Source organism: Pseudomonas lini (genome assembly GCF_030812475.1).
Taxonomy (GTDB): domain Bacteria; phylum Pseudomonadota; class Gammaproteobacteria; order Pseudomonadales; family Pseudomonadaceae; genus Aquipseudomonas; species Aquipseudomonas lini_A.
The window spans coordinates 206,575-220,830 of record NZ_JAUSSR010000010.1; the positions used below are offsets into that span (position 1 = coordinate 206,575).

General features: G+C 58.5%; 14 protein-coding genes. 8 read left to right on the forward strand and 6 right to left on the reverse strand.

Features of this window, described 5'->3' with window-relative positions:
• Positions 1-215: 215 nt before the first annotated feature.
• The 3 genes from J2W17_RS20265 (at position 216) to J2W17_RS20275 (ending at position 2,930) form a co-directional block, all read left to right on the forward strand.
• Positions 216-1,658: a cytochrome ubiquinol oxidase subunit I gene (locus J2W17_RS20265; RefSeq protein WP_307338227.1), complete on the forward strand. Its 1,443-nt coding sequence runs from the start codon at positions 216-218 to the stop codon at positions 1,656-1,658.
• 3 nt (positions 1,659-1,661) lie between these two features.
• Positions 1,662-2,669 (forward strand): cytochrome d ubiquinol oxidase subunit II, encoded by a 1,008-nt coding sequence (gene cydB / locus J2W17_RS20270; protein WP_307338230.1) that lies wholly within the window; start codon positions 1,662-1,664, stop codon positions 2,667-2,669.
• Between the two features lie 93 nt (positions 2,670-2,762).
• Positions 2,763-2,930: a DUF2474 domain-containing protein gene (locus J2W17_RS20275; RefSeq protein ID WP_307338233.1), complete on the forward strand. Its 168-nt coding sequence runs from the start codon at positions 2,763-2,765 to the stop codon at positions 2,928-2,930.
• A gap of 75 nt (positions 2,931-3,005) precedes the next feature.
• Here the strand turns inward: J2W17_RS20275 and J2W17_RS20280 are convergent, their stop codons facing one another.
• Positions 3,006-4,130, reverse strand: coding sequence for a methyltransferase (locus J2W17_RS20280; protein ID WP_307338236.1), 1,125 nt, complete (start codon positions 4,128-4,130; stop codon positions 3,006-3,008).
• Positions 4,131-4,309: 179 nt separating this feature from the next.
• Positions 4,310-5,041 (reverse strand): helix-turn-helix transcriptional regulator, encoded by a 732-nt coding sequence (locus J2W17_RS20285; protein ID WP_307338239.1) that lies wholly within the window; start codon positions 5,039-5,041, stop codon positions 4,310-4,312.
• 320 nt (positions 5,042-5,361) lie between these two features.
• On the opposite strand from J2W17_RS20285, the gene J2W17_RS20290 reads away from it, so the two are divergent.
• Entirely contained in the window at positions 5,362-6,138 is a 777-nt protein-coding gene (locus tag J2W17_RS20290; protein ID WP_307338242.1) for a ferredoxin--NADP reductase, read from the forward strand.
• Between the two features lie 199 nt (positions 6,139-6,337).
• Here J2W17_RS20290 and mscL read toward each other — a convergent pair whose 3' ends face one another.
• Together mscL and J2W17_RS20300 are read right to left on the reverse strand one after the other, a co-directional pair.
• On the reverse strand, positions 6,338-6,754 hold the full coding sequence (gene mscL / locus J2W17_RS20295) for a large-conductance mechanosensitive channel protein MscL (RefSeq protein ID WP_307338245.1): 417 nt from the start codon (positions 6,752-6,754) through the stop codon (positions 6,338-6,340).
• 333 nt (positions 6,755-7,087) lie between these two features.
• Positions 7,088-7,441, reverse strand: a complete 354-nt coding sequence (locus J2W17_RS20300) for a hypothetical protein (protein ID WP_307338248.1) — start codon at positions 7,439-7,441, stop codon at positions 7,088-7,090.
• On the opposite strand from J2W17_RS20300, the gene radA reads away from it, so the two are divergent.
• Positions 7,422-8,789 (forward strand): DNA repair protein RadA, encoded by a 1,368-nt coding sequence (gene radA, locus J2W17_RS20305; RefSeq protein WP_064675792.1) that lies wholly within the window; start codon positions 7,422-7,424, stop codon positions 8,787-8,789. The two genes, J2W17_RS20300 and radA, sit on opposite strands and share 20 nt — an antisense overlap.
• Before the next feature lie 130 nt (positions 8,790-8,919).
• Here radA and J2W17_RS20310 read toward each other — a convergent pair whose 3' ends face one another.
• Positions 8,920-9,288, reverse strand: a complete 369-nt coding sequence (locus tag J2W17_RS20310) for a PilZ domain-containing protein (RefSeq protein ID WP_307338255.1) — start codon at positions 9,286-9,288, stop codon at positions 8,920-8,922.
• Between the two features lie 158 nt (positions 9,289-9,446).
• On the opposite strand from J2W17_RS20310, the gene J2W17_RS20315 reads away from it, so the two are divergent.
• The 3 genes from J2W17_RS20315 (at position 9,447) to yjiA (ending at position 12,817) form a co-directional block, all read left to right on the forward strand.
• On the forward strand, positions 9,447-11,513 hold the full coding sequence (locus J2W17_RS20315) for a carbon starvation CstA family protein (RefSeq protein ID WP_307338258.1): 2,067 nt from the start codon (positions 9,447-9,449) through the stop codon (positions 11,511-11,513).
• A 15-nt stretch (positions 11,514-11,528) separates the two neighbouring features.
• Entirely contained in the window at positions 11,529-11,726 is a 198-nt protein-coding gene (locus J2W17_RS20320; protein ID WP_054616680.1) for a YbdD/YjiX family protein, read from the forward strand.
• A 119-nt stretch (positions 11,727-11,845) separates the two neighbouring features.
• Entirely contained in the window at positions 11,846-12,817 is a 972-nt protein-coding gene (yjiA, locus tag J2W17_RS20325) for a GTPase (protein ID WP_307338262.1), read from the forward strand.
• A gap of 132 nt (positions 12,818-12,949) precedes the next feature.
• On the opposite strand, the gene glyA is transcribed toward yjiA, so the two are convergent.
• Complete coding sequence (glyA, locus tag J2W17_RS20330; protein ID WP_307338265.1) at positions 12,950-14,203, reverse strand: serine hydroxymethyltransferase; 1,254 nt, start codon at positions 14,201-14,203, stop codon at positions 12,950-12,952.
• Between the last annotated feature and the right edge of the window lie 53 nt (positions 14,204-14,256).

Here is a 14,256-nt window from a genome sequence, read left to right on the forward strand (position 1 = left end):
GCGTCCATCGTCAAAAACCGGACTACTCTTTCAGCGTTACTTGATCCAGATCAAGACCCTTGGTGGAAATGATCCGGCGGCCAGATGGCCAGACTCCCTACGTCGTGATGTTTGCAGAAAAAGAACGAATTCGAATTCGCCACACTCCATATCCGTGGGGGCAGTGGGTGCAGGCCGCAGGCCTTCAGCCGGTATTACCTGACAGAGGAAGACTTATGTTCGGTTTGGAGGCACTTGATCTCGCCCGAATCCAATTCGCGTTCACTATCTCGTTCCATATCCTGTTCCCGGCCATCACCATCGGCCTGGCGAGTTACCTGGCGGTGCTCGAAGGGCTGTGGCTGAAAACCAACAACAACACCTATCGCGACCTGTATCACTTCTGGTCGAAGATCTTTGCCGTCAACTTCGGCATGGGGGTGGTCTCCGGACTGGTCATGGCCTATCAGTTCGGCACCAACTGGAGCCGCTTCTCGGACTTCGCCGGTGCCGTGACCGGGCCGTTGCTGACGTACGAGGTGCTGACAGCGTTCTTCCTCGAAGCCGGTTTCCTGGGCGTCATGCTGTTCGGCTGGAACAAGGTGGGGCGCAACCTGCACTTCTTCTCGACGGTCATGGTCGCCATTGGCACCCTGATCTCGACCTTCTGGATTCTTGCCTCCAACAGCTGGATGCAAACGCCGCAGGGTTACGAAATCGTCAATGGCCAGGTGATTCCAGTGGACTGGCTGGCGGTGATCTTCAACCCGTCGTTCCCCTACCGCCTGATGCACATGGCGACGGCGGCATTCGTTGCGACCGCATTCTTCGTCGGCTCCTCGGCGGCCTGGCACCTGCTGCGGGGCAAGGACAATCCGGCGATCCGCACCATGCTCTCGATGGCCATGTGGATGGCCTTGATCGTGGCGCCTATCCAGGCGGTCATCGGTGATTTCCACGGGCTCAACACGCTCAAGCATCAGCCGGCGAAAATTGCCGCGATCGAAGGTCACTGGGAAAACCATGGCGATGAGCCGACCCCGCTGATCCTGTTCGGCTGGCCGGACATGAAGGAAGAGCGGACCAAATTCGCCGTCGAGATTCCGTACCTGGGCAGCCTGATCCTGACTCACTCCCTGGATAAACAGGTGCCGGCGCTCAAGGAATTCCCGCCTGAGGATCGACCGAATTCGACCATTGTGTTCTGGTCGTTCCGGATCATGGTCGGCCTGGGTTTGCTGATGATCTTCACCGGTTTGTGGAGCCTGTGGCTGCGCAAACGCGACAAGCTGTATACCTCGCGACCGTTTCTGTATCTGGCGTTGTGGATGGGGCCGTCCGGTCTGATCGCGATCCTCGCCGGTTGGTTCACCACTGAAATCGGCCGTCAGCCTTGGGTGGTCTACGGCCTGATGCGCACGGCGGATGCGTCCTCCAATCACAGCTTCATGCAGATGAGCATCACCCTGGTCCTGTTCGTCGTAGTGTATTTCGCGCTGTTCGGTGCCGGTCTGGGCTACATGATGCGCCTGGTGCGCAAAGGGCCGAAGATCGACGAAGGCAAGGAAACCAACGAAGGCGGGCCCGGCCAGCAACGCACGCCGGCCCGTCCGCTGTCCGCTGCCGACGAAGACAACGATGACACTGATAACCGCCCCAGCCTGACCAAGGAGATTTGAATCATGGGTATCGATCTTCCGCTGATCTGGGCCGTGATCATCATCTTCGGCATCATGATGTACGTGGTCATGGACGGCTTCGATCTGGGCATCGGCATTCTCTTTCCATTCATCAAGGGCAAGACCGACCGAGACGTGATGATGAACACCGTCGCGCCGGTCTGGGACGGCAACGAAACCTGGCTGGTCCTGGGGGGCGCGGCATTGTTTGGCGCGTTCCCGCTGGCCTATTCGGTGGTGCTCTCGGCCTTGTACCTGCCGCTGATTTTCATGCTGATGGGCCTGATCTTCCGTGGCGTGGCCTTCGAGTTCCGTTTCAAGGCCAAGGACCATAAGCGCCACCTCTGGGACAAGGCGTTCATCGGCGGTTCGATTGCCGCCACGTTCTTCCAGGGCGTGGCGCTCGGTGCGTTCATTGACGGATTCCCGGTGGAAAATCGTCAATTCGCCGGTGGCTCGCTGGACTGGCTGACGCCGTTCACGATGTTCTGTGGCGCGGCGCTGGTGGTGGCTTATGCGCTGCTCGGTTGCACCTGGCTGATCATGAAAACCGAAGGCAAGTTGCAAGAACAGATGCATGACCTGGCGCGGCCGCTGGCGTTTGTCCTGCTGGCAGTGATCGGTATCGTCAGCATCTGGACGCCATTGGCTCACACCGACATCGCCGCTCGCTGGTTCAGCCTGCCCAACCTGTTCTGGTTCCTGCCGGTGCCGATCCTGGTGCTGGTGACCCTGTACGGACTGATTCGCGCCGTGGCCCGCAATGCGAATTACACGCCGTTCCTGCTGACGCTGGTGCTGATTTTCCTCGGCTACAGCGGTCTGGGCATCAGCTTGTGGCCGAACATCGTGCCGCCCTCGATCTCGATCTGGGACGCGGCGGCGCCGCCGCAAAGCCAGGGCTTCATGCTGGTGGGGACGTTATTCATCATCCCGTTCATCCTGGGTTACACCTTCTGGAGCTACTACGTGTTCCGCGGCAAGGTTACCCACGAAGATGGCTACCACTAGTTTCAATTAATCTGTGGGAGCGGGCTTGCCCCGGGCGGCGCTCCCGCGATGGCGTCGTTAAAGACGCCGTCGATCTAACGGAGGATCGAAGCAATGACCGGCAAACATTCCTTGCGGGAAATCGAAGCAGCAGAGAAAAAACCGCTGTGGCAGCGACTGGGCTGGCTGGCAATGATCTGGACCGGCAGCGTCGTGGCGCTGTTCATCGTCGCGAGCCTGATGCGCATGTTCATGAACGCCGCGGGCTTGTCGACTCACTGATTGCGCAACATCCCATCCCTTGCCTGTGGCATGGGTTTGCAACCCTCCACGATCGCAGGGTTTTTTTACCCGAGATTATTTTCGGGCTTTGAGGATCACGAACTTGGGTGTGGCGGCGACTTGTTCGACGCCGCGAAACAAGCGTGCGAGCTTGCTGTGATACCCCAGGTGACGGTTGCCGACGATGTACAACGCGCCGCCCACCACCAAGGCTTCTCGTGCCTGCTGAAACATCCGCCAGGCCAGGAAGTCGCCGATCACTTGTTGCTGGTGAAACGGCGGGTTGCACAGCACCACGTCCAGAGACTGTGGTTCCTGCCCGGCCAGCCCATCGCCGGCACGCACGGTGACTGGCCGATCACCCAGCGCCTTCTGCCAGTTTTCTGCAGCAGATTGCACCGCCATGTAAGACTCGTCCACCAACGTGTAAAGAGCTTCAGGGTTTTGCAGAGCGCTGGCGATGGCCAGAACGCCGTTTCCGCAACCGAGGTCGGCAACCCTCGCCGCGCCGAGGTTCCTGGGCAAGTGCGGCAGAAATGCCCGGGTGCCGATATCCAACCCTTCACGGCAGAATACGTTGGCATGGTTAAGCAGTTCGATCGCAGGCTCGTCGAGTCGATAGCGCGTGGGGTAGGGAGAAATAGCCGCCGCTTTGGCTTCAGCGTCAGCGATCAACAGCCGTGCTTTCTTCACCGCCAGCGAGGCGTGCACCGGCCCGATGTAACGCTCCAGCAGATCGCCCGCGGCGCGGGGCAGGTGCTTGATCATGGCGCCGGCAATCACTTGGGCGCCCGGTGCCAGCTGGCCCTGGATGCGGATCAGTTGCTCCTCCAGCAAGGCCAGGGTTTTCGGCACCCGGATCAACACCCGGTCGAAGGGCCCCGTGAGTGCTTCGCTGGCAGGTACGCTCGGCACCGCATCAAATGCCTGGCCGTTACGGATCAGGTTCTTTTCCAAGCCTTGAAAGGCCAGGAACGAATCGCCGCTGCTGATCACCCGGACCTTGCCCTGCAAGCTGGCGGCCAACGCGCCGAAGCTGTCGTTAAGCACCAGTACTCGAGAGTCCGCGCCCGGTTGTTGTTCGGCCAGATAATTGAGCAGGTATTCATCCGCGGCATCAAACGCCTGCAGTGGTTCGTTCTGCTGTTCGGGCTGGCGGATCAGGTCAAGTCGGGCGAAGGGTGTTTCGAGCAATGGCATGGCGCGGGGACTCTGGGGAAATCAACAGGGACAATCAACAGGTTTCCCGCGGCCCGGGGGCATTGGTTGCGCGCGAGACCATCCGAGCGTACTGCGTCGTGAAGCTTCACACGTCATCACTCAGGAAGGACCGCAAATGGTACGTTTTTTTCTTCTGGATTACCCGCAGGTTTTATCTATCAACGCGTCGCGTCGCTGCTGAGGTAGCCCTCCTTGGCCGCGGTGATGACTGCCGCAGTCTTGTTGTTGACGCCGAGTTTCACAATCGCGCTCTGCACATGAAAATTGATGGTGCGCGGGCTGAGGTTGAGAATTCTGGCGCTCTCATACGCGGTCTTGCCATCGGCTGCCAGTTTCAATACGTCGATTTCCCTGGCGGTTAGATGCGAAGCGGGTAGTGTCTCGGCTTTTTTTGGCAAGGTCTGCGCGATCAAGGCATGCAGATGGCGGCCCATGAAGACTGAAAAGCCAAGATGTTCATACAGCTCGAATGCGGTGATCGGGCAGTGGCTTCTCGCCAGGCTCAGAATGCTGCAAAACTCGTTGCCCTCATCATGGATGGCGTGAGACCAACCGTGTTGCAGGCCTTGTGCTTCAAGCGATTCCCAGAGCGTTGGTACAGGGGCGAATAGCTCTTCACTCCATAGAATAGGCAACATGGATTGATTGCAATGAGCCACTACCGGGTCGATTACGCTCATTTGCTTCTGTTCATATTCCTTGTTCCAGGCAGCAGGGTAGTTGTTGAACCTGATAGTCTCGTATTGATCGAGATTGGTTTTATAAGTTGTTGAAAACGCGAAAAATTTGAACCCTATGTTTTTCGCGAAGCCAAGTGCGATACGGTAGGCGGTATCTATCTCTGTTGTGCACGACAGTTTGTTTAGTTGTGACTCCATCCACCTTTCCATCCTGGGTCTCCATTCTCTTTCCGTTTGGCGCTAAATTGGATCCGAGATCCGGCACGTCCCGAGTGTAGGACGAATCCTACATCGTTGTGAGAATTTTTAGCTTGTCAGTGCGCTGAAATCTAAATATCCAGTTCTAATACAACTCGGAGTTTGAATGTCGGGTTTAATTCTGATTTGTCTGTATGGAATGGATGGCGGTAGTTGTGAAAAAAATGCGAAATGAAGTAGCGGGTATCCTTCGTAAAGGCACTACAAATCGTCGGTGTTAAGTTCCCTTGCTTTGCGGGACACTGGGCATTATCAGTTGTATGGAGCGACCCATGACCGCCAGTGTAGAAAAATTCACGCGCCAGACCTTGCTCGACGTTCAGCCATTGACTTCCAACCTGTTTACCTTGCGGACCACCAGGGATCCGGGGTTTCGCTTTCGAGCAGGGCAATTCGCCCGGTTGGGCGTGACCAAGGCTGATGGCAGCACGGTGTGGCGCGCTTACTCCATGGTTTCGTCACCCTATGATGAATTCCTCGAGTTCTTCTCAATCGTGGTGCCGGGAGGGGAATTCACCAGTGAACTGAGCCGGCTGGAAGTCGGCGACACGCTGCTGGTCGACCGTCAGGCCTTCGGTTACCTGACACTGGATCGCTTTATCGACGGCCGTGACCTCTGGTTGTTGTCCACAGGCACCGGCGTGGCACCGTTCCTGTCGATTCTGCAGGATTTCGAGGTCTGGGAAAAATTCGAGCGAATCATCCTGGTCTACAGCGTGCGCGAAGCCCGGGAACTGGCTTACCAGCAGCTGGTTGCGGGCCTGGCCCAGCGTGACTATTTGGCGGAGCACGCACACAAGTTGCGGTTCATCGCCACTGTCACGCGCGAACAACATCCTGGCGCCTTGAATGGCCGGATCACCACCCTGATTGAAAACGGTGAGTTGGAGCAGGCGGCCGGGGTGACACTGGCAGCCGAGCATTCCCGAGTCATGCTTTGCGGCAATCCGCAGATGATCGATGACACGCGAAAGCTGCTTAAACAGCGTCACATGCATTTGAGTCTGACCCGGCGGCCCGGCCAGGTTGCGGTGGAAAACTACTGGTAAAAAAAATGGCGCCCCGAGGGCCAATGCCATTTACTGAAGCGAATGCAGCCCCCTGTAGGAGCGAGCTTGCTCGCGATGGTCGTAAACGATAACGCGAGTTTGCTGGTTAAACGCGGCGTTCTTGCGTCCATCGCGAGCGAGCTCGCTCCTACAGGGTAAAAAAATGGCGCCCCGAAGGCGCAATTTTTGAATGCACAGATCACGAAGGTCGATTGTTCTGGGCCTTCAGCAGGTCGCGGATCTCGCCCAGCAGCTCTTCTTCCTTGGTGGGAACCGGTGGCAGGGTTGGCGCAACGGCTTCTTCGCGCTTCAGGCGATTGATGGCTTTTACGCCAAGGAAGATCGCGAAGGCGACGATGATGAAGTCGATCATGCTCTGGATGAATTTACCATACGCCAGCACCACCGCCGGGGCGTCCCCGTTGGCGGCCTTGAGCGTGATGGCCAGGTCGGTGAAATCTACCCCGCCGATCAACAGGCCGATAGGTGGCATGATCACGTCGCCGACGAACGACGAAACGATCTTGCCGAAGGCGGCACCGATGATGATACCGACGGCCATGTCAACCACATTGCCTTTGACCGCGAAGGCTTTGAACTCACTGATCACGCCCATGGGTTATTTCCTTGTTACAGATGAGGTAGGTGCCAGCAGTGTAAATCAGCAAAAAGCGTTTTGCTCGAAGCATCTGCTAACAGTGTTCGCTTGCTATCGACCGGAACGTCGGTAAAAAGTTTACAAAAACGCCCTCATTTGTGCACGTGCTGAATCCGTGGACATCGGGTCGTCCCCAGTTGGTTTTCGCTAGCCCACGCGGTCATTTTCCATCGCCCGATGGCTTCTATTGGTTTGCCACGGATGCTGATGGACCCGTTAAAAACAGGCGGTATCTGAACGGTCGAAGTCAGTGCAAGTGATGTATCGATAATTGGCTTGCACGGTTCAGATTCAGGCTTTCTCGACCTGTTCACGGGGCGAGATCAAAGTTGTAATCGTACGCCCAGTAATATTTATTAATTCGATATGTTTGGGCGAGCTTGTACATTCATAAATGAATGCTGTAAGGGTTTGTATAAGTTTGATTGGTGTTGTAGGGATAAAGCCCTCATTTATATTCAGCGTTGGCGTAACGCTGTACAGGTTTTTCCAGGTTGTAATCGAAATGTAATACGGAACATGCATCCAGGATGCCTGCAACTTTCCGTAGCCAATCCGCTGGGCAACTGCATCGCGCTGTTCCAGTCCAGCTGAGCTATCATCGCGGTTTTTGCCGGGAGTTCCGATGGCCAAGGCCAAGCGCATGTATGGCTGCACCGAGTGTGGCTCAACCTTTCCCAAATGGGCCGGCCAGTGCGGTGAGTGCGGAGCCTGGAATACCCTGACGGAAACCATGGTCGAGAGCGGCGGCGCCGCGGCTCCCAGCGGTCGCACCGGCTGGACGGGTCAGCAGGCGCAGATCAGGACCCTGGCCGAAGTCAGTGTCGAAGAAATTCCACGCTTCTCCACCGCTTCCGGCGAACTTGATCGGGTCCTGGGCGGGGGCCTGGTGGACGGTTCGGTGGTCTTGATCGGCGGCGACCCCGGCATAGGTAAATCGACCATTCTGCTGCAGACCTTGTGCAATCTCGCCAAGAGCATGCCCGCCCTGTACGTCACAGGCGAAGAATCCCAGCAACAAGTGGCCATGCGTGCCCGACGTCTGGGCTTGCCTCAGGATCAATTGCGGGTCATGACCGAAACCTGCATCGAAACCATCATCGCCACGGCCCGGCAGGAAAAGCCCAAGGTCATGGTGATCGATTCGATCCAGACGATTTTCACCGAACAATTGCAATCGGCGCCGGGTGGCGTCTCCCAGGTTCGCGAAAGCGCAGCCTTGCTGGTGCGCTATGCCAAGCAGAGCGGTACGGCGATTTTCCTTGTCGGCCACGTGACCAAGGAGGGGGCGTTGGCCGGGCCGCGCGTGCTGGAGCATATGGTCGACACTGTGTTGTATTTCGAAGGCGAATCCGACGGGCGCTTGCGTCTGCTGCGGGCGGTGAAGAACCGGTTCGGCGCGGTCAACGAGCTGGGGGTGTTCGGCATGACCGACAAGGGCTTGAAGGAAGTCTCCAACCCGTCGGCGATTTTCCTGACTCGTGCCCAGGAAGAAGTGCCTGGTAGTGTGGTCATGGCGACGTGGGAAGGGACCCGGCCGATGCTGGTGGAAGTCCAGGCCCTGGTGGATGACAGTCACCTGGCTAACCCGCGTCGGGTAACGCTGGGGCTGGATCAGAATCGCCTGGCGATGTTGCTGGCGGTATTGCACCGTCACGGCGGCATTCCGACCCACGATCAGGACGTGTTCCTCAATGTGGTCGGTGGGGTGAAGGTGCTGGAAACGGCCTCCGACCTGGCGCTGATGGCGGCGGTCATGTCCAGTTTGCGCAATCGGCCGCTGCCCCATGATTTGCTTGTGTTCGGTGAGGTGGGGCTGTCGGGCGAAGTGCGTCCGGTGCCGAGCGGCCAGGAGCGCTTGAAGGAAGCAGCCAAGCACGGCTTCAAGCGTGCCATCGTGCCCAAGGGCAATGCGCCGAAGGAGGCGCCGCCAGGGTTGCAGATTATTGCCGTCACTCGCCTGGAGCAGGCCCTCGACGCGTTGTTCGAATAGCTGGCTGGTTGAACACAGTCCCTGTAGGAGCGGGCTTGCTCGCGAAGGCGTCGGATCAGACGACATCAATGTTCAATGGAGGACCGTTTTCGCGAGCGAGCCCGCTCCCACCTTGGGCTGTCGTAGGCCGTTAGATTTCGATCAGCACGCCCAATTCCCGCTCGAGCTCCTGCGGATCGCCCAGATTGAGTTCGATCAAGCGCCGCAGCTGCTCCACTGATTCCAGGCTGATGTGCTGGCAGACAAACCCGAGCCGGCCGTAATCGTCGTGGGTCAGCTGCACATCCATCCTGATTTCGACGTCATCGCTCAGATGAATGTCGACGAAAAAATCCTGTTCCCGATTTCCCAGCCACGGCTCCGGCTTTTCGATCAACAGACCCTTCAGTGACAAGTCGATCAGCTTCACAGGCCAGATAAATTCCCCCTGACCCAATTCGGTTCGGGCATCGAATGCAATACGTTTAAAGTGGCGGCGATCGGCAGGGTGCTCGCTCATGGCGCAATCCTCGAAATGTCCGCTGACTATAGACCGGTAAAGCTAAAGCCTGCGAGCCAGGCAGGCGTCCAGTCCACCATCGGGGTATGGCCTTTGCTGTCAGGCGAGCTAAACTCGGGATGGCTGTCTTTCTTGTCCACCCTGGCTGGAATCATAAAATGAAAAATAATAATGGCCTGCTACGCCACATACCCTGGCTGCTGCTGGCAATTGTGGGAGCGTGCGCCCTTGGTGTCGTGGCATTGCGCCGAGGCGAGGCGATCAACGCCTTGTGGATTGTGGTCGCCGCCGTGGCTATTTATTTGGTTGCGTACCGTTACTACAGTTTGTTCATCGCTAACAATGTGATGCAACTCGATCCGCGACGGGCCACCCCCGCCGTGCTCAACAATGACGGTCTGGACTACGTGCCGACCAACAAACACATCCTGTTCGGTCACCACTTCGCGGCCATCGCGGGTGCGGGGCCGCTGGTGGGTCCGGTCCTGGCCGCGCAGATGGGCTACCTGCCCGGTACGCTGTGGCTGATTGCCGGGGTGGTGCTGGCCGGTGCGGTGCAGGATTTCATGGTCCTGTTCCTGTCGACCCGGCGCAACGGTCGCTCCCTGGGCGACATGGTCCGCGAAGAAATGGGCCGCATCCCCGGCACCATCGCCTTGTTCGGCTGCTTCCTGATCATGATCATCATCCTCGCGGTGCTGGCGCTGATCGTGGTCAAGGCCCTGGCCGAAAGTCCGTGGGGCATTTTCACGGTGATGGCGACCATCCCGATCGCGATGTTCATGGGCATCTACATGCGCTACATCCGCCCGGGCCGCATCGGTGAAATCTCCGTGGTCGGTGTGGCGCTGCTGCTCGGTTCGATCTGGCTGGGCGGGCAGATTGCCGCCGATCCGGTCTGGGCCAAGGCGTTCAGCTTCACCGGTGTGCAGATTACCTGGATGCTGGTCGGTTACGGTTTTGTGGCCGCCTCGTTACCGGTCTGGCTGATTCTGGCGCCGCGCGACTACCTGTCGACCTTCCTCAAGATCGGTACCATCGTCGCCCTGGCGATCGGCATCCTGGTCACCATGCCCGAGCTGAAAATGCCGGCATTGACCCAGTTCACCGACGGCACCGGGCCGGTGTGGAAGGGCGGTCTGTTCCCGTTCCTGTTCATCACCATCGCCTGTGGCGCGGTTTCCGGTTTCCACGCGTTGATCTCCTCCGGCACCACACCGAAGTTGCTGGATAACGAGGTCAACTCCCGTTACATCGGTTACGGCGCCATGCTGATGGAATCCTTCGTCGCCATCATGGCCATGGTGGCCGCTTCGGTGATCGAGCCGGGTGTGTACTTCGCCATGAACAGCCCGGCGGCGATCGTCGGAAGTGATGTGGTGTCTGTAGCTCAGACCGTCAGCAGCTGGGGTTTTGCAATTACTCCGGAAGCGCTGCAAGCGGTGGCCAAGGACATCGGCGAGACCACCATCCTGGCCCGTGCCGGCGGTGCGCCGACCCTGGCGGTCGGCATCGCGCAGATCCTGCACAGTGTCCTGCCGGGTGAAAACACCATGGCGTTCTGGTACCACTTCGCGATCCTGTTCGAAGCATTGTTTATCCTGACCGCGGTAGACGCCGGTACCCGTGCCGGTCGCTTCATGCTCCAGGACTTGCTCGGCTCCTTCGTGCCAGCGCTGAAACGCACCGAGTCCTGGACCGCCAACCTGATCGCCACCGCCGGTTGCGTGACCATGTGGGGTTGGCTGCTGTATCAGGGCGTGATAGATCCGCTGGGCGGCATCAACACTTTGTGGCCGCTGTTCGGTATCTCCAACCAGATGCTGGCGGGGATCGCGCTGATGCTGGCGACGGTGGTGCTGATCAAGATGAAGCGTCAACGCTACGTCTGGGTCACCATGCTGCCCGCGGTCTGGCTGCTGATCTGCACCACCACGGCCGGCTTCATCAAGCTGTTCGACGCCAACCCGGCGATCGGCTTCCTGTCGCTGGCGAAGAAATACAGCGATGCCCTGGCCAATGGCCAGATCCTCGCCCCGGCCAAGGACATCACCCAAATGCAGCACGTGATTTTCAATGCCTACACCAACGCCACGCTGACGGCGCTGTTCCTGTTCGTGGTGTTCAGCATCCTGTTCTATGCGCTCAAGGTCGGTATTGCCGCCTGGGGCACCAAGGAACGCACGGATAAAGAAGCACCGTTCCAGGCCCTGCCGGATGCGTGATCGAGGAGTGCAAACATGTTCAATGACTTGAGTCGCCTGGGTAAATACCTCGGTCAGGCCGCGCGCCTGATGGTCGGCATGCCCGACTACGACAACTACGTCGAGCATATGCAGAACAAACACCCGGACAAACCGGTGATGAGCTATGAGATGTTCTTCCGTGAACGTCAAGAAGCGCGTTACGGTGGCAAGGGTGGGCCCAAGTGCTGTTGATGCAGCACTAGGCAACACGAACCTGTAGGAGCCGGCTTGCTGGCGATAGCGATCTCACGGACGCCATCGCCGGCAAGCCGGGCTCCTACAGTTCTTTTAGCGCATGGGAGATTTTTGTTTTGCTCACACCAATCCCGGTCACGATCCTCAGCGGCTTCCTCGGCGCGGGAAAAACCACACTGTTACGCCACCTGCTCAAAGCCGAACACGGCCTGAAAATCGCCGTGATCGAAAACGAATTCAGCGACGCCGGTATCGACACCCAACTGTTGGGCGATGAGCCGGTGCAAGTGATGACACTGTCCAACGGCTGCGTCTGCTGCACCATTCACACCGACCTGACCAAAGCGCTGTACCTGCTGCTGGAACGCCTGGACAGCGGCGAAATCGCCTTCGACCGCCTGGTGATCGAATGCACCGGCCTGGCCGATCCGGCACCGGTGGCGCAAACTTTTTTCATCGACGAAGAGCTGCGCGAGCGTTATATCCTCGACGGCATCATTACCCTGGTGGACGCGGCACATGCCGACACCCACCTGACCCAGACCATCGCCCAGGCCCAGATCGGTTTCGCCGACCGCCTGCTGGTGAGCAAGCGCGATCTGGTGGACGAGGCGACCTTCACTGCGTTGAGTGAACGCCTGACCCGGATCAATCGTCGCGCGCCGATCCGGATAGTCGACCACGGCAAGATCGACCTGGCCGAATTGCTCGATGTGCGTGGATTCAATCTCAATGCCGACCTCGGTGGCGGTGTGAGTTTGCGGCCCGTGAGCAAGGCGCCTTCCGTCGACCGCATTTCCAGCCTGGTGCTGCGTACAGACAAGCCGCTGGATATCGACAGGCTCAGCGAGTTCATGAACGAACTGCTGGAAGAGCATGGCAAGCAATTGCTGCGCTACAAAGGTGTATTGAACATCCTTGGCGAGCCGCGGCGCATGGTGTTCCAGGGCGTACTGAAGTTGTACGGATTCGATTGGGATACGGAGTGGGCGGAAGGTGAGGCGCGGGAAAGCGTGATTGTGTTTATTGCCGATGATTTGCCTGAAGAGAAAATTCGTGAGGGGTTTGCGCGGGTGGCTGCAGAGTAAGGCCTGAAATTTTCAGCGGGTCCGATACCGCTTTCGCCGGCAAGCCGGTCTCGCTCCCACAGGGACCGGTTTACAGACGAAAAAAAACCGGCCATCGCTGGCCGGTTTTCTTATTGCGGTTCAGCTATGCAATCACGCGCCGTACACCGGCAGCTTCTTGCAAATGGCCTTGACCTTCTCACGAACGGCGTCGATCACCGCTTCGTTGTTCAGGTCCGCCAGGATGTCGCAGATCCAGCCAGCCAGTTCCTTGCACTCTGCTTCCTTGAAGCCGCGAGTGGTCACGGCCGGGGTGCCGAAGCGCAGGCCGGAGGTGACGAACGGGGAGCGTGGATCGTTTGGCACGGAGTTCTTGTTCACGGTGATGAAAGCCTTGCCCAGCGCGGCGTCGGCGTCCTTGCCAGAGATCTCTTGCTTGATCAGCGACAGCAGGAACAGGTGGTTTTCAGTACCGCCGGAGACGATGTCGAAGCCACGCTCGATGAACACGCTGGCCATGGTCTGGGCGTTTTTCACCACTTGTTGCTGGTAAGCCTTGAACTCAGGCTGCAGGGCTTCCTTGAAGCAGATCGCTTTAGCGGCGATCACGTGCTCCAGCGGGCCGCCCTGGGCGCCCGGGAATACCGCGGAGTTCAGCTTCTTCTCGATGTCGGCGTTGGCGCGAGCCAGGATCAGGCCGCCACGTGGACCGCGCAGGGTCTTGTGGGTGGTAGTGGTCACGACGTCAGCGAATGGCACCGGGTTCGGGTAGACGCCAGCGGCAACCAGCCCCGCAACGTGAGCCATATCAACAAAGAGGTAAGCGCCGACCTTGTCAGCGATTTCGCGGAAACGAGGGAAATCGAGGATCTGCGAGTAGGCAGAGAAACCGGCCACGATCATTTTCGGCTTGTGCTCGACCGCCAGGCGCTCGACTTCGTCGTAGTCGATCAGGCCGTTGCCGTCGATGCCGTATTGAACGGCGTTGTACAGCTTGCCGGAAGACGAAACGCTGGCACCGTGGGTCAAGTGACCACCGTGGGCCAGGCTCATGCCCAGGATGGTGTCGCCCGCTTGCAGCAGGGCCAGGTACACGGCGCTGTTGGCTTGGGAGCCGGCGTGTGGTTGAACGTTGGCGTAATCAGCGCCGAACAGTTCCTTGGCGCGGTCGATCGCAAGCTGCTCGACCACGTCGACGAACTCGCAACCACCGTAGTAGCGCTTGCCCGGATAGCCTTCGGCGTACTTGTTGGTCAGTACCGAGCCTTGAGCTTCCATCACCGCAGGGCTGGTGTAGTTTTCCGAAGCGATCAGCTCAATGTGCTCTTCCTGGCGCTGAGCTTCTTGCTCCATGGCGGCAAAGAGATCGGCGTCGTACTTGGCAATAGTCAAATCACGGCTGAACATGGCGGTCCTCAAGGATCGGGGGCAGAAAAGGGGAGCATTCTAACCCAATGGGT

Bases quoted from the DNA above. Each gene is read 5' to 3' on its own strand.
- J2W17_RS20275 (WP_307338233.1), top strand. From the start codon at position 2,763: ATGACCGGCAAACATTCCTTGCGGGAAATCGAAGCAGCAGAGAAAAAA.
- J2W17_RS20300 (WP_307338248.1), bottom strand. From the start codon at position 7,441: ATGCGCTTGGCCTTGGCCATCGGAACTCCCGGCAAAAACCGCGATGAT.
- J2W17_RS20320 (WP_054616680.1), top strand. From the start codon at position 11,529: ATGTTCAATGACTTGAGTCGCCTGGGTAAATACCTCGGTCAGGCCGCG.
- mscL (WP_307338245.1), bottom strand. From the start codon at position 6,754: ATGGGCGTGATCAGTGAGTTCAAAGCCTTCGCGGTCAAAGGCAATGTG.
- J2W17_RS20265 (WP_307338227.1), top strand. From the start codon at position 216: ATGTTCGGTTTGGAGGCACTTGATCTCGCCCGAATCCAATTCGCGTTC.
- J2W17_RS20280 (WP_307338236.1), bottom strand. From the start codon at position 4,130: ATGCCATTGCTCGAAACACCCTTCGCCCGACTTGACCTGATCCGCCAG.
- J2W17_RS20285 (WP_307338239.1), bottom strand. From the start codon at position 5,041: ATGGAAAGGTGGATGGAGTCACAACTAAACAAACTGTCGTGCACAACA.
- glyA (WP_307338265.1), bottom strand. From the start codon at position 14,203: ATGTTCAGCCGTGATTTGACTATTGCCAAGTACGACGCCGATCTCTTT.
- cydB (WP_307338230.1), top strand. From the start codon at position 1,662: ATGGGTATCGATCTTCCGCTGATCTGGGCCGTGATCATCATCTTCGGC.
- J2W17_RS20315 (WP_307338258.1), top strand. From the start codon at position 9,447: ATGAAAAATAATAATGGCCTGCTACGCCACATACCCTGGCTGCTGCTG.
- radA (WP_064675792.1), top strand. From the start codon at position 7,422: ATGGCCAAGGCCAAGCGCATGTATGGCTGCACCGAGTGTGGCTCAACC.
- J2W17_RS20290 (WP_307338242.1), top strand. From the start codon at position 5,362: ATGACCGCCAGTGTAGAAAAATTCACGCGCCAGACCTTGCTCGACGTT.
- J2W17_RS20310 (WP_307338255.1), bottom strand. From the start codon at position 9,288: ATGAGCGAGCACCCTGCCGATCGCCGCCACTTTAAACGTATTGCATTC.